15 protein-coding genes are annotated in these 14,169 nt (G+C 67.3%); 4 read left to right on the forward strand and 11 right to left on the reverse strand.

The genetic code is table 11. The features are described 5' to 3' along the window. Window positions 1–42: 42 nt before the first annotated feature. The gene (locus tag ACN22W_RS31435) at window positions 43–849 is read left to right on the forward strand and encodes a MetQ/NlpA family ABC transporter substrate-binding protein (RefSeq protein ID WP_129515912.1); all 807 of its coding nucleotides are present in this window, start codon (window positions 43–45) and stop codon (window positions 847–849) included. A 138-nt stretch (window positions 850–987) separates the two neighbouring features. Here the strand turns inward: ACN22W_RS31435 and ACN22W_RS31440 are convergent, their stop codons facing one another. The 4 genes from ACN22W_RS31440 to ACN22W_RS31455 form a co-directional block, all read right to left on the reverse strand. After that, window positions 988–2,103: a succinylglutamate desuccinylase/aspartoacylase family protein gene (locus tag ACN22W_RS31440; RefSeq protein ID WP_419688390.1), complete on the reverse strand. Its 1,116-nt coding sequence runs from the start codon at window positions 2,101–2,103 to the stop codon at window positions 988–990. Between the two features lie 227 nt (window positions 2,104–2,330). After that, complete coding sequence (locus ACN22W_RS31445) at window positions 2,331–3,113, reverse strand: ABC transporter substrate-binding protein (protein WP_412023658.1); 783 nt, start codon at window positions 3,111–3,113, stop codon at window positions 2,331–2,333. Between the two features lie 227 nt (window positions 3,114–3,340). Further along, window positions 3,341–4,261, reverse strand: coding sequence for a LysR substrate-binding domain-containing protein (locus ACN22W_RS31450; protein ID WP_164992060.1), 921 nt, complete (start codon window positions 4,259–4,261; stop codon window positions 3,341–3,343). 151 nt (window positions 4,262–4,412) lie between these two features. After that, entirely contained in the window at window positions 4,413–5,360 is a 948-nt protein-coding gene (locus ACN22W_RS31455; RefSeq protein ID WP_419688391.1) for a GlxA family transcriptional regulator, read from the reverse strand. Window positions 5,361–5,467: 107 nt separating this feature from the next. Between ACN22W_RS31455 and ACN22W_RS31460 the strand changes: the two genes are divergently transcribed. Together ACN22W_RS31460 and ACN22W_RS31465 are read left to right on the forward strand one after the other, a co-directional pair. After that, entirely contained in the window at window positions 5,468–5,776 is a 309-nt protein-coding gene (locus tag ACN22W_RS31460; protein ID WP_419688392.1) for a DUF3817 domain-containing protein, read from the forward strand. Next, window positions 5,773–6,174: a CopD family protein gene (locus ACN22W_RS31465; RefSeq protein ID WP_419689860.1), complete on the forward strand. Its 402-nt coding sequence runs from the start codon at window positions 5,773–5,775 to the stop codon at window positions 6,172–6,174. The genes ACN22W_RS31460 and ACN22W_RS31465 overlap by 4 nt, the downstream gene beginning before the upstream one ends. Before the next feature lie 10 nt (window positions 6,175–6,184). On the opposite strand, the gene ACN22W_RS31470 is transcribed toward ACN22W_RS31465, so the two are convergent. The 3 genes from ACN22W_RS31470 to ACN22W_RS31480 all read right to left on the reverse strand — a co-directional run bounded on the left by ACN22W_RS31470 (window position 6,185) and on the right by ACN22W_RS31480 (window position 9,565). Next, window positions 6,185–6,778 (reverse strand): hypothetical protein, encoded by a 594-nt coding sequence (locus ACN22W_RS31470; RefSeq protein WP_419688393.1) that lies wholly within the window; start codon window positions 6,776–6,778, stop codon window positions 6,185–6,187. Between the two features lie 191 nt (window positions 6,779–6,969). Beyond that, on the reverse strand, window positions 6,970–8,358 hold the full coding sequence (locus tag ACN22W_RS31475; RefSeq protein ID WP_048245939.1) for an NCS2 family permease: 1,389 nt from the start codon (window positions 8,356–8,358) through the stop codon (window positions 6,970–6,972). Window positions 8,359–8,887: 529 nt separating this feature from the next. Continuing rightward, a complete protein-coding gene (locus ACN22W_RS31480) occupies window positions 8,888–9,565 on the reverse strand; it encodes a TetR family transcriptional regulator (RefSeq protein WP_419688394.1) in 678 nt (225 codons plus the stop codon). 48 nt (window positions 9,566–9,613) lie between these two features. Here ACN22W_RS31480 and ACN22W_RS31485 point away from each other — a divergent pair, with 48 nt between their 5' ends. Continuing rightward, on the forward strand, window positions 9,614–10,279 hold the full coding sequence (locus ACN22W_RS31485; protein WP_419688395.1) for an O-methyltransferase: 666 nt from the start codon (window positions 9,614–9,616) through the stop codon (window positions 10,277–10,279). A gap of 131 nt (window positions 10,280–10,410) precedes the next feature. Here the strand turns inward: ACN22W_RS31485 and ACN22W_RS31490 are convergent, their stop codons facing one another. From ACN22W_RS31490 to dkgB, 4 genes are all read right to left on the reverse strand, one after another. Next, window positions 10,411–10,929 carry a DUF3455 domain-containing protein gene (locus tag ACN22W_RS31490; RefSeq protein WP_419688396.1) on the reverse strand — a complete coding sequence of 173 codons (519 nt, stop codon included), beginning with the start codon at window positions 10,927–10,929 and terminating at the stop codon, window positions 10,411–10,413. A 180-nt stretch (window positions 10,930–11,109) separates the two neighbouring features. Continuing rightward, window positions 11,110–12,114, reverse strand: coding sequence for an aldo/keto reductase (locus tag ACN22W_RS31495; RefSeq protein WP_419688397.1), 1,005 nt, complete (start codon window positions 12,112–12,114; stop codon window positions 11,110–11,112). A gap of 20 nt (window positions 12,115–12,134) precedes the next feature. Then, complete coding sequence (locus tag ACN22W_RS31500) at window positions 12,135–13,250, reverse strand: alkene reductase (RefSeq protein WP_419688398.1); 1,116 nt, start codon at window positions 13,248–13,250, stop codon at window positions 12,135–12,137. 71 nt (window positions 13,251–13,321) lie between these two features. Next, window positions 13,322–14,128 carry a 2,5-didehydrogluconate reductase DkgB gene (dkgB, locus tag ACN22W_RS31505; protein ID WP_419688399.1) on the reverse strand — a complete coding sequence of 269 codons (807 nt, stop codon included), beginning with the start codon at window positions 14,126–14,128 and terminating at the stop codon, window positions 13,322–13,324. Between the last annotated feature and the right edge of the window lie 41 nt (window positions 14,129–14,169).

The following is a 14,169-nucleotide window of genomic DNA, read 5'->3' on the forward strand; positions in this document are numbered from 1 at the left end:
GACGATCCGTGCCTCAACAACGACACGGGACAAGAGGACACCATGCGACGTTCGATCCTGACCGGCCTCGGCGCACTCGCCGCGGCGCTGGCATTCGCGGCGCCCGGCGCGCACGCCGACCCGCAGACGCTGAAGATCGGCACGATGAGCGGCCCCGACGCGCAGATCTGGACCGAAGTGACAAAGGTCGCCGCGCGCGACGGCCTCGCGATCAAGGTCATCGAATTCAACGACTACGTGCAGCCGAACGCGGCGCTCGACTCCGGCGATCTCGACGCGAACGGCTTCCAGCACCAGCCGTTCCTCGACAGCCAGATCAAGCAGCGCGGCTACAAGATCGTCAACGTCGGGCTGACCTACACGGCGCCGATGGGCTTCTATTCGAAGAAGATCAAGTCGCTGAAGGACTTGCCGGTGGGCGCGAAGGTCGGGATCCAGAACGATCCGTCGAACGGCAACCGCGCGCTCCTGCTGCTGCAGAAATACGGCGTGATCAAGCTGAAGCCGGGCGTCGGTACGAACGGCGTGAACGCGACGCCGCTCGACGTTGCCGAGAATCCGAAGAAGATCAAGATCGTCGAACTGGACTCCGCGCAGTTGCCGCGTGCGCTGCCGGATGTCGATGCCGCGTCGATCAACACCGATTACGCGGTGAAGGCGGGGCTCACGCCGGTGAAGGATGCGATCGCGATCGAGGATCTGCGCGGGCCGTATGCGAACCTGATCGCGGTGCGCGCGCAGGACAAGGACAAGCCGTGGGTGAAGAAGCTCGTCGCGGCCTATGAATCGGACGATGTGCGCAAGTTCATCGACCAGAAGTTCGGCGGCGCGATCGTGCCGGCGTTCTGAACGGTCAGGCATCCCGGCCGGCCGGATCGCCGGACATCGACGATCCGGAAAGCAAATCGCCCGCGCAAGCGGGCGATTTCGTTGGTGCGCGTTATGGCGCGTTGGCACGCGCCGTAGCCCGGCGCGCGGGCCGCCCGCTCAGGCGGACAGCAGCGAACCCGTGCGGATCGCGGTCGCGCCGGCAATCCGCGCGACTTCCATGCCGGCCGTCGCGAAGCGCACGATCTGGCGCGCGTACAGCACGCCCGACACGCTGCTCTTCAGCGTGATGACGCGATCGGTCAGCGGATCGACGATGTCGGCCACTTCCTGGCCGGCCTCGATCCACGCGCCGACCGGCGTGCGGAACACGATCACGCCCGACACGGGCGCGACGAGCGGATCGGTGCCCGCGAGCGGCGTGGCCGGATGCGCGAGCGGCGGCAGCGGCGCCGGCGTGCCGTCGACGACACCGCGCTCGGTCAGGTATTCGACGATCGCCTGCGCGTCCTTTTCGGCCAGCTCGTACGACACGTCGCGTTCGCTGCGCAGTTCCACCGTGACGGAAATCGCGCCGTTCGGGATCGGGAAACGATCGCCGAAACGGTTGCGCAGATCCGACCAGCAGAAGCTGTGGATCTCGTCGAACGGATTGCCGACCGAATTCAGCGCGAGCAGCGACGCCTGCGCGTCGAGATAGCGCGACAGCGGCTCGACGTCCGGCCACAGATCGGGATTGGTGTAGAGGTGCATCACCGCATCGCTGTCGCAATGCAGGTCGAGCACGATATCCGCGTCGAACGACAGTTTCTGCAGCGCGAGGCGTTGGGAATCGAGCTCGGTGCGCGGCGCCTGCTCGTCGAGCGCTTCGCGCATCGCGGCGCGCACGGCAACCAGGTTGCGCTGGGCGTCGTTCGTGAGCCGGCTTTCGACGCGCGGCAGCACGAGCGCCGCGAGATCGTAGAAATTGCGGTTGAAGTTCTGCATCGAGCCGAGGTCGAAGCGGCCGAGGTGATCGCCGAACACGTGCTGCGACAGGCCGATCGGGTTCGGCACGGGCACGATGACGACTTCGCCGCGCAGCTTGCCGGACGTCTCGAGCGCGGCGATCTTGCGGCGCAGCAGCGTGGCGACCAGCATGCCGGGCAGTTCGTCCGCGTGCAGCGACGACTGGATATAGACCTTCTTGCCGCCGCGCGGGCCGTAGTGGAAGCTCGTGATCTGGCGTTCGGTGCCGACGGCGGGGGAAATCAGCGGATGGGTCTGCGTTTGCATGATGAGGGGAGTGCGGCGCAGCCGCGAATGATCCGGTGTGCGTGGAAGATCGATTGTACGTTGCCTGCGTCGCCCCCATCAAACCGGTACCCGAACAATCCATTTTCTTTTGAGAATCATCGAGTTGGCGCGGAAAAAATAACGCTTCCGGCGCCGCGCGCACAAAAAAAACGGGCTCCTTGCGGAGCCCGTCTGCACGGATGCGACGCGTGCGCTTGCTGGCGGTGTTACTTGCCGTAGACGTCGAAATCGAAGTACTTCTTCGCGATCTTGTCGTACGTACCGTCCTTGCGCATGCCGGCGATTGCACCGTCGATCTTCGACTTCAGGTCGGTGTCTTCCTTGCGCAGGCCGATGCCGGCGCCATTGCCGAGCGTCTTCGGATCGTCGATATCCTTGCCGGCGAAATCGAAGTTCGCGCCGCGCGGCGTCTTCAGGAAGCCGATCTCGGCTTGCACCGCGTCCTGCAGCGCGCCGTCCAGACGGCCCGAGATCAGGTCGGCGTAGACCTGGTCCTGGTTCTGGTAAGGCACGACGTTCACACCCTTCGACGCCCAGTAGGTCTTCGCGTAGGTTTCCTGGATCGTGCCCTGCTCGACGCCGACCGTCTTGCCCTTCAGCGATTCAGCCGTCGGCATCAGGCCGGCGCCCTTCTTCGCGACGAGGCGCGTCGGCGTGTTGAACAGCTTCGCGGAGAACGCGATCTGTTCCTGACGCGCCGGCGTCATCGACATCGACGACAGCACGCCGTCGAACTTGCGGGCCTTCAGCGCCGGGATCATCCCGTCGAAGTCGTTTTCGATCCACACGCACTTCGCGTTGATGCGGCGGCAGATTTCGTTGCCGAGGTCGACATCGAAACCGACCACCTTGCCGTCAGCGCCTTTCGATTCGAAAGGCGGGTAGCTTGCGTCGACGCCGAACCGCACGGTCGTCCAGTCCTTCGCGTACGCGCTGCCGGCCGATACGGCAAGCAGGGCAACGGTCACAGCCGCAAGAATCTTTTTCACTCGGTGACTCCTCGTTTTGTTCGATGGGTGCGCGGTTGTGCCGCGCCGTAAGCCTTCGGTCCGGCGCGGCTTCGCGTCGGACTGTCCGTTTCGCCCACCCGATGCGGGCGCGCGACGTGCGCAAGATTATCAAGACAAAATACCGGCAGGGCGCCTAGGACAAGCCCCGATACCGGGCCCGGCGGCAGCGCGGCGGGGGGCGCGACCGTTTCAGACACAGGAACGATTCAGCCGAGCGTTTCGTTGACCGCCCGCTGCAGGCACGTGACGAATTGCGAGACGGCGGGCGTGGGCAGCAGGTCGCGCCGCGCGATGATCGACAGGTCGAAGCGCGGCATGCTTTCGTCGAGTTCGGCCGTGCGGATGCCGAGCGGCGCGACCATCGCGGCGAGCGGGCGCGTGAAGCAGCCGATCACGTCCGAGCGCGCGACGAGCCCGAGCGTGACCGCGAACGACATCGGCGATCTCAGCAGGCGCTTCGGCAGCGGCAGGCCGCGCGCTTCGAACATCCCGACCATCACGCTGTGCGGAAACTGTTCGGCGCCGACGGTGACGATCCACTCGGCGTCGAGTAGTTCCTCTAATCGGCGTGCGTGCGCGAGCGGATGGCCTTCGCGCATCACGATCGTGAACTCGGTCGACAGCAGCGGCGATTGCGTGAAATCGCGGTCGAGCGCGGGCACGTGGTGCATTGCAGCGATGTCGAGCGTGCCGTTGCGCAGCTGCGCGAGCGCGTCGGGCACCGTCAATTCCACGAGATGCAAGCTCACGTTCGGCATCGACCGGCGGAATGCCGTCACCGCGTGCGGCAGCGCGGTCAGCGCGATCGACGGCATCGTGCCGACCGCGACACGCCCCGACATCTCGCCTTTCACGTGCTCGACCGCCTCGACCGTGCGACGGATGTCGCCGAGCAACTGCTCGGCGCGCGGCAGCAGCGCATGGCCGCAGGCGGTCAGCTCGACACCGCGCACGCTGCGCGCGAGCAGCTCCGCGTTGAGCGCCGTTTCGAGTTCGCGGATCGTATGCGTGATCGCGGGCTGCGTGACGCCGAGTTCGCGCGCGGCGGCGCGCAGGCTCTTGTGATGCGCGGCGGACACGAACGCCTGGAGCTGGGCGATGTTCAGGGGGTTGCGGATGCGGGTCATCGATCGGGTCCGGTTGGCGCGACAGTGTGGCGAACGAGGTGGGGCGGCGGCGGTGTTCGGTCGCGATCCCGATGGTTGCATGCACGCGGTGTCGTGTCGTCGGCTCGACACATCGCGTGCCGCTGCGCAGGCGGCGGTGACGTTGCGAACGTCACGCGCCGGCGCGCGCGCGGAACGCGCGACGATACCGCTGCGGCGATGTGCCGACCACGCGCGCGAACCGTTCGCGAAACGCGGTGACCGAACCGAACCCGGCCTCCGTCGCGACATGCTCGATCGACAGCTCCGTGACCTCCAGCAACTGCTGCGCATGCCGGACGCGCGCGGTCTGCAGCCATTGCCGCGGCGACGTGCCCGTCTGCTCCTGGAAGCGCCGCGTCAGCGTGCGCACGCTCGTCGACGCCTTGCGGGCCATCGCGTCGAGCGTGAGCGGCTTGCGCAGGTTCGCCTGCAGCCAGTCCATCAGGTTTTGCAGCCCGTCGGTGGCGGCCGGCCATTCCGGTGCGATGAACTGCGCCTGCCCGCCTTCCCGCACGCGCGGCGCCACCGCGCAGCGTGCGGCGTCGACGGCCACCGCCGCGCCGTAGTCGGCCTGGATCATGTGCAGGCACAGATCGAGGCCGGCCGCCGCGCCGGCCGACGTCAGTATCTGCCCGTTGTCGATGAACAGTACGTTCGGGTCGACCGTCACGCGCGGATAGCGGCGCGCGAGTTCGGCGGCCGCGAGCCAGTGCGTGGTCGCGCGCAGGCCGTCGAGCAGCCCGGCTTCCGCGAGCACGAACGCGCCGCTGCAGATCGACGCGATCCGGCAACCGCGCGCGGCTGCCTCGCGCAGGGCGGCAAGCGCACGGCGTGACGTGGGTGCGAGCGCCACCGACGTGCCGGGGACGACGATCGTATCGGCGTCGGCGAGCGCATCGAGACGAAACGGGGGCCGCAGTTCGAACAGGTCGCCGGCGACGCGCGGCTGCTCGCTGCACACGCGCACGCGGTAGGCCTGTTCGACGCCGGGCGCACGCACGCGCGCGAACGTGTCGCACGCAACGCCCAGATCGAACGGGACGACATCGGGCAAAGCGAGCACGGCGACCGTATGCATGGCGTTCGAGGGTTTGGCCAGAATCCGTCTAAAGATGTCATTTTAGCCAATGGCTCGGGTGCGCACCACACGCGACAATCGCCGCAGACCAACCTGGAGGCACGCCGATGAAACAAGACGACCGCAATGCGTTGCGGAACCTGCAATACCTGTCGTTGCTGGAGGCGACCACGCTCGTCGTGCTGGTGTGCGTCGCCGTGCCGCTCAAGCATCTGGCCGGTTATCCGGTCGCGGTATCGATCATGGGCCCGATTCACGGCATCGCGTTCACGCTGTACGTGTGGGCGGTCGTGAGCACCGCGTCGAGCGGGCTGTGGAGCAGAGGTGAAGTCGCGCGGCTCGTGCTGTCGGCCGTCGTGCCGTTTGCGGGTCTCGCGAGCGTCGGATGGATCGCGCGCAGGCGGCACGCGCGATGATCTACCTGTTGCTCAAGGCCGTACATGTGATCGCCGTCGTCACGTTCGTCGGCGGGTTGCTGATGCTGTCGGTCGGCGTCCGTATCGCCAACCTCGCCGTGCATCGCGCGGTGCGGCGCTGGGATCGCGCGGTGACGGTGCCCGCGCTCGCGCTCGTCTGGATCACGGGCGTGGCGATCGCACTGAACGGACACTGGTTCGGCGCGGCGTGGCTGTCGGTGAAGCTGGTGGTCGTCGCGGCGCTGTCGGCGCTGCACGGGATCCTGGCCGGCACGCTGCGGCGCATGGAGCGCGACGATCTCGTCGTCGCGCCGGCGTCGTGGCTCGGGCAGGCGGCGGGTGCGGTCGTGGTCGCGATGGGGATTGTCGTCGGGCTGGCTGTGATCAAGCCGTTCTGACGCGTTGCGACTAAGCCAGCGCCAGCTCGACTGCCGCCAGCGTGCGTCGCCTGATCCAGCCGCTCCCCAGCCGGATCGCGAGCCAGTACGGCATGAACAGCCAGCGCGTGCGTGCGGTCGGACAGTGGACGAAGGTTTCCGTGCGCAGCACGCGCGCGCCGGATGCGAGCCCGACGACCTCGAACCGGAGCACCAGCTTCGCGTCGCGCGGGTCGTCGTGGCGCACGAACGCCGCTGCGTCGGCGATCGTCCGCACGTCGGGCGCCGGGCGCCAGAAGCGTCCGACGAGGCCGAGCGACAGCGACGTGTCGTCGCGGCGAAGCAGCGTAAACGTGTCGAAGCCGAAGCGCGCGCGTTCGTTGCGGGCCGGCCCGTCGCGGAGCGTGCCCATGACCGACGCCGGGAATTCGCGCGCCCTCAGCAGCGCGTCGATGACCGGATCGGCGCGCATGTCGAGCGATGCGACGGTGTCGATGATGCGCGCGGGCGGCGCGCCGATCGGCTGCGATTCATGCACCTCGTGGAAGCCGAACGACGGAATGAACGGCGGCTTGCGCGCCGAGGTCCGGGTACGCGATTCGGAGACGATGCCGAGCGGGTTCATGGCGGCTCCTGAAGGCAAAACGCGATCGTAGCACCGGGCACGGATTCGCGTCGCGCCGCTTCCGCCTCAACAAAAAAAGCCTGGAAACTCGCGTTCCCAGGCTTGGAGACCATCAACGATGATGGTGGAGGAGACGTTGTCGTCCCGATGCGCGCCGCCCTTCTGCAGGCGACGTCGCGCATGACCCGCGGTCAGATTGCCCAGCCGCCGAGATAGAAGGTGACGAGCACGGCCGCGATGAGCACGGTACCGACGTTGAGCTTGCGGAATTCGCCGCTGGCGATGCGGCCGATCACGAGCGTCGAGAAGCCGAGCATGATGCCCGTCACGATGTTCGCGGTCAGCACGATGAACACGGCGCACACGAGGCCCGACATCGCGTCGACCATGTCGTCCATGTGCAGCTTGCTCACGCTGCTGAGCATCAGCAGGCCGACGTACATCAGTGCCGGGGCCGTGGCGTACGACGGCACGAGGCCCGCGAGCGGCGAGAAGAACATCACGACGAGGAACAGCAGGCCGACCACGGCTGCGGCGAGGCCCGTCTTCGCGCCGGCGGCCACGCCGACGCTCGACTCGATGTAGGCCGCCGCCGGCGCGCCGCCGAGGAAACCGGAAAAGATCGAGCTGAGCGAATCGGCGGTCAGCGCGCGGCCGCCGTTGATGATGCGGCCGTTCTCGTCGAGCTGGCCGGCTTGTCCGGCAACCGCGCGGATCGTGCCGGTCGCGTCGAACACGGCGGTCATCACCAGTGCCAGCACGCTCGGCAGCACGGCCATCGACAGTGCGCCCTTGATGTCCATCGCGCCGATCAGCGACGCATGGCCCGGTGCGCTCAGCGACGGCAACGCGAAGATGCCGTGGTACTTCACGGTCGGATCGAACACGAGGCCGAACACCGAGATCGCGATCACGACGAGCAGGATGCCGCCCGGCACGCGACGCTTCTCGAGGCCGAAGATCGCGGCGAGGCCGACGACCGACATGATGACCGGGAACGCGGTGATCTGGCCGAGCGAGACCGGCAGGCCGGCGCCCGGATTCTTGATCACGAGGCCGACGTCGTTCGACGCGATCAGCAGCAGGAACAGGCCGATGCCGATGCCCGTGCCGTGCGCGACGCCCGCGGGCAGGTTGCGCAGGATCCACGAACGCACGCCGGTGACCGAGATGCCCGTGAACACGAGGCCCATCAGGAACACGGCGCCGAGCGCGACCGTCGGATGCAGACCCTTGCCGAGCACGAGGCCGAACGCGGTGAAGGCGGTCAGCGAGATCGCGCAGCCGATCGCGATCGGCAGCTTCGCCCACAGGCCCATCAGCAACGAACCGAACGCGGTGGTGAGGCAGACCGCGACGAACACGGCGCTCGTGTCGAAGCCGGCCTTGCCGAACATGCCGGGCACGACGAATACGGAATAGACCATCGCGAGGAAGGTGGTCACGCCTGCAACGATCTCGCGGCGCTGCGTGCTGCCGCGCGACGAAATGCCGAAGTACCGGTCGATGACTCCCTTGGTGCCAAAGTCAGTTTCTTCCGCGCCGACGCCGACCGTCGGCTGCACCGGGGTATCACTCATGAGCTTGCTCCTTTATCAGCATGCTGAAACGGCCCGTAGCGAACCGTCGTCAGGGTGTCTCGAATCTAATTGGGATTGTCGGCAACGTCGTGGGGACGAATGACGCGTGATCCATGTCGGTACGCGCGCATCGAAATGATCGCGAGTGTGTCGCGTCGTACGACGCGTGGTGTGGTCGACCCCGTCACGTGTGCTTTGCCGTAGCGAAGGTTAGGCGAACCGCCCATCACGTCCCATTGGGCGAAAAGCATGCAGCGCATGTCGCAGCGCTTATATCGGCGTGAAACGGGACTCCGTCGCGACGAAACGCGTGTATACGCCTAGTTCGAATCCGTTAAGGCGATTATTTGAATGCGGGATCGGCGGGCAGGGCGGGGGCGGGTGGATCATCAAATATTACGAATTACTTTCGATGCAACTGTCGAGGCGGGTGGAAACGGCCGCGCATGCAGGGATTATCCGGTGCGGGCAACCCGCATTCGGACGATCTCGCCGCCGCGCGTGCGCGGTTCTCGTGCCCGCACCGGCCTCAATTGTGCGCGAGACGCTCGAGATACGCGCAGAACATGTCGGCCATGGCCGTCGAATACGCGTCGATTTCCGCCGGCGTACGCTCGTGTTCCGAAAACGCCTTGCCGCCGGCGGTAAGCGTGGTGGTGATCAGGTCGCACGCGACTGCGAGCGTCGCGTCGGGCACATCGGGCAGCGCCTCCCGCATGAACGCGCGGAAGATGAGGGTGCCCGCCGCCCTGATTTCCTGGGCCTCGGGGGCGTCGCGATAGAGCGGCGCGGCGTCGTCGAGCGCGATGCGCATCCGCGCCTCGTCGCATTCCGAACGGATGAATGCGTGGACGACCGTGCGCAGCCGCTCGGGCGGCGCCTGTCGAGTGTCCTCCAGCATGCCGCGCAGCATCTCGGCTGTCTGTCGCCATTCGTCGTGCTGGAGCCGGAACAGCACGGACGCCTTGTTCGGGAAGTACTGATACAGCGAGCCGACGCTCACGCCGGCCCGCTCGGCGACCCGCGCCATCGTGAAGCGCTGCGCGCCTTCGCTGGCCAAAACCTGAACAGCGGCCTGCAACACATCCTCGACGAGACGGGTCGAGCGGGCCTGTCGAGGCTGTTTGCGCGTGGCGATGCGGGGGTTTCGGCGGTCGGTCATGAGCGGTCTGCCAATGCGAATAGTAAAACCTGAATAGTTCGTCATATTCTAGTCGGGTGCAACGACGCACTCAACCCGATACCGGAGATACGCATGACTACCCTGACGCTCGACCCGCTGGCTTCGCTGCTGGCGCGCCTGTTCGACGAAGCCGACGCATCGTCGCCCGCGACGAACCCGGACTTTGCCGACCTGTCGCCCGACGAGCACGCGCGGCTGATGCGCAGCAAGACCGACTACACCGATTTCTATGCGCGCCTGAAGGACTATCCGCTCGCCGTGTCGCGCGAGACGGGCACGCTGCTGTACATGCTCGCGCGCAGCGGCGGCGCGCGGGCGATCGTCGAATTCGGCACGTCGTTCGGCATTTCGACGCTGCATCTCGCGGCCGCGTTGCGCGACAACGGCGGCGGCCGGGTGATCACGAGCGAGTTCGAGCCGTCGAAGGTCGTGCGCGCGCGGGCGAACCTGGCCGCGGCCGGGCTCGCCGATCTCGTGGAGATTCGCGAGGGCGATGCGCTGCGCACGCTGGCGGCCGATCTTCCGGAAACGGTCGACCTGCTGTTGCTCGACGGCGCGAAGGCGTTGTATCCGGAGATTCTCGCGCGGGTCGAGCCGCGGCTCAGGCCGGGTGCGTTCGTGATTGCCGACAACGCGGAATACAGCCCCGACTACCTCGCTTACGTGCGCGCGCCGGAAAACGGCTATCTGTCGGTGCCGTTCGGCGGCGATGTCGAGTTGTCGATGCGGATCGGCTGAGCGCGTTTTGTAGCCGGAACGATGGTGCCGATGATGTCACGCTTCCATCCATTAAAGATAGGAAAACTGAATAAATGGAGGCGGGACGGCAGGCGCCGGGATGGCACGCATTGCTTCGGGCGCCGCGCGCGTTACTTCAGGAACACGTAGCGCGCGAAGTAAGGGAAACGGCCGACTGCATGTTCGGTCGTGCAGGCTGCTGCCGGCGGCGTGCCGCCCGCCGTATCGAGTCGCTGCACGAAGCGCACGCCGGCCAGCGTGCCCGTTGCTGCCGGCGTCGCGGCGAGCAGCAACTGAGGAACGCTGCCCGGACGCGCGCTCGGCGCTTCCGCGAGTTTCTTGCCGGTAATGCGGCTGCCGTCGAGCGCTTCCCACGACGGCCCCGCGCCGTGCCGGACGACGAGCGTGCCGTTGCCGTCGAACAGCATCGCTTCCGGGCGCTGGAATGCCCACGCGAGCCGGTGTTCGGCATCGTATTCGCATGCATAGATCTGCACGCCGGTCGCGGTCGTTGATTGCACCGGCGTTGCAGGCTCGGGCGGCGCGAGATTGCCCGCGTCGTCTGCATAAGTCGGCGCGGTGAAGGCCGCGAAGGAAAGGCCGGCCGCGAGGGCCAGCAGCGTGTCGCGTTTCGGGGAGCGGCTTGGCATGGCGGGGCATCCTTTCAGGTCGGGGGACGGTCGTGCGGCGTCGAACCTGTAAACGCTAGACGCCGATTGCGCAGGCTGCCATTCGGAAATGACAATCGCGGCGATAGTCGCCGCGATTGCGAGGGAACCGATGCGCGCGGCCGCTCGCCGCGGCGGTCGCGCGCAAGCGGCTCAGGACGCTCAGGCCGCGCCAGCTGGCGTCGGCGCGTGCTCGGCGATCAGGCGCTCGGCCTTCAGCGCGTCCCACAGTGCGGCCGGAATCGGCGCCGCAGCAAGCCGCAGGTTCTCGTCGATGCGATCGGGCCGGCTCGCGCCGGGGATCACGGCCGCGACGGCCGGGTGTGCGAGCGAGAACTGCAGCGCCACCGCGCGCACATCGACACCGAAACGTTCGCTGATCTGCCGGATGCGCGCGACGCAATCGAGCATCTCCTGCGTCGCCGGCTGATACTCGAAGTGGGTACCGCCCGCGAGCACGCCGGAGTTGTACGGACCGCCGACGATGATGCCGAGCCCGCGCGCGACGCTTGCCGGCATCAGCCGTTCGAGCGCGCCCGCATGGTCGAGCAGCGTGTAGCGGCCAGCCAGCAGGAAGCCGTCGGGATCGGCGCGTTCGAGCGCGAGCTCGCACGGCTCGATGCGGTTCACGCCGAGGCCCCAGCCCTGGATGACCTTCTCGTCGCGCAGACGCGTGAGCGCCTTCGCCGCGCCCGACATCGCGACGTCGAACACGTCGAGCCAGTGTTCGCCGTGGAAGTCGATCGCCGGATCGTGGATCCACACGGTGTCGAGCCGGTCGGTACGCAGCCGCTTCAGGCTCGCTTCGATCGAGCGCAGCGTGCCGTCCTCGGTGTAGTCGTAGACGATCTTGTTCGGCAGGCCATGGCGGAACAGGCCGCCCTTTTCGCCGAGATCGCGTTGCGACGCGTCCTCGTGTTCGTCAAGGACGAGCCGGCCGACCTTGGTGCCGAGCGAATAGGCGTCGCGCGGACGGCCGGCGAGCGCTTCGCCGAGGCGCAACTCGGCGAGGCCGGCGCCATACAGCGGCGCGGCGTCGAAGTAGCGGATGCCGCTTTCCCAGGCCGCGTCGACCGTGGCCAGTGCTTCTTCGTTCGGGATGTCGCGATACATGTTGCCCAGCGGCGCGGTGCCGAAACCCAGGCGGGAAGGGAGCGTGATTCTCATGTTGAAATCCTGTGGGTCGTTCACGCCGCGGCTTGCGCGAGCGTCGGATAGTCGGTCAGGCCTGACGCACCGCCGCCGAACAGCGTGTTGCGGTCGTGCGGCGTGAGCGCGGCGCCGGTGCGCAGGCGCTCGGGCAGGTCGGGGTTCGCGACGAACGGGCGGCCGAATGCGACGAGGTCGGCCCAGCCGGCGGCGATCGCTTCGCGTGCGCGCTCGGCGGTGTATGCGCCGGCGTAGATCAGCACGCCCGGGTACGCGGCGCGCAGTTGCTGCTTGAATGCGACCGGCATCAGCGGGGCGTCGTCCCAGTCGGCTTCCGCGATGTGCAGGTAGCCAACGCCGAGTTCGCCGAGCAGCGTCGCGGCGGCGAGGTAGGTCGTTTCCGGATCGTCGTCGACGCAGCCGTTCAGCGTGGTCAGTGGCGCGAGGCGGATGCCGACGCGCGACGCGTCGCCGGTGCCTTCGATCAGTGCCTGCGCGACTTCGCGCAGGAAGCGCAGCCGGTTTTCCAGCGAGCCGCCGTACGCGTCGGTGCGCGTGTTCGCGTTCGAGTCGATGAACTGGTTCACGAGATAGCCGTTTGCGCCGTGCAGCTCGACGCCGTCGAAGCCGGCTTCGATCGCGTTGCGCGCGGCGGCGCGGTACTGATCGACGATCTCGCGGATTTCGTCGATCGTCAGCGCGCGCGGCTCGGACGCCTGCACGAAGCCCGGCGTGCTGCCGTCCTCACCGGCGACAAACACGTTCACGCCCTTCGCCTGGATCGGCGACGACGACACGGGTTGCCGGCCGCCGAGCAGGCTCGTGTGGCTCAGCCGGCCGACGTGCCACAGCTGCGCGAAGATGCGGCCGTGCGCGGCATGCACGGCGTCGGTCACCTTGCGCCAGCCGGCGACCTGCGACGGCGTGTGAATGCCGGGCGTCCATGCGTAGCCCTTGCCGAGCGGCGCGATATACGTGCCTTCGCTGACGATCAGGCCGGCGCTCGCGCGCTGCGCGTAGTACGCGGCCATCAGGTCGTTGGCTTCGTCGCCGGGTTGCGTGGCGCGCGAACGCGTCATCGGCGGCATCACGATGCGGTTCGGCAGCGTCAGTGCGCCGAGTCGAAGCGGTTGAAACAGCGGGTCCTGGGTCATGATGATGTCCTCGTTCGTGCCGCGGCCGGCTGGCCGCGGACGGTTCCAATGTCGAATGGCGGGTGGCGTGCTCAGTCCCACGTCGGCGCGAGGCCGGCCGGGTCGACCTCGCGGCCGTTGCGTTCGAGCGCGGCGATCTGCGCCATGTCTTCGTCGGTCAGGCGCAGCGTCTGTGCGAGCAGGTTGCTCGCGAGGTTCTCGCGCTTCGTCGACGACGGAATCACCGAATAGCCGAGCTGCAGCGCCCATGCGAGTGCGACCTGCGCGGGCGTCGCGTCATGACGTTGCGCGATCGCGCCGATCACCGGGTCGCCGAGCACCTTGCCGTACGCGAGCGTCATGTACGACGTCACGTGGATGCCTTCGCCGTTCAGGAACTCGACGAGCTTGCGGTTCTGCAGGTACGGGCTCAGTTCGACTTGGTTCGTCGCGATCGCGTCCTTGCCGACGGCCGCGATCGCTTGTTTCGTCAGTTCGATGTTGAAGTTCGAGATGCCGATCCGGCGCGTGAGGCCCTTCGCCTTCGCGTCGGCGAGCGCGGTCATGAACGTATCGAGCGCGACGCCGTTGTCCGGGGCAGGCCAGTGGATCAGCGTCAGGTCGACATGATCGGTGCGCAGCTTGCGCAGGCTTTCTTCGAGGCTCGACACGAGCTTGTCCGGCGCGTAGTTGTCGACCCAGATCTTGGTGGTCAGGAACAGGTCGTCGCGGCGCACGCCCGACGCGGCGATCGCTGCGCCGACTTCGGCTTCGTTGCCGTAGATCTGCGCGGTGTCGATCGCGCGGTAGCCGACGTCGAGGCCGTTGCGGACCGAGTCGATGACGACCTGGCCTTGCAGGCGGAAAGTGCCGAGGCCGAATGCGGGAATCTTGCTCATCGTGTGCTCCTGGGAGAGGCGGGCGGTTGCGGTATGTGAGT

It is taken from the genome of Burkholderia theae, from assembly GCF_048565265.1.
In the GTDB taxonomy this organism is placed as follows: domain Bacteria; phylum Pseudomonadota; class Gammaproteobacteria; order Burkholderiales; family Burkholderiaceae; genus Burkholderia; species Burkholderia theae.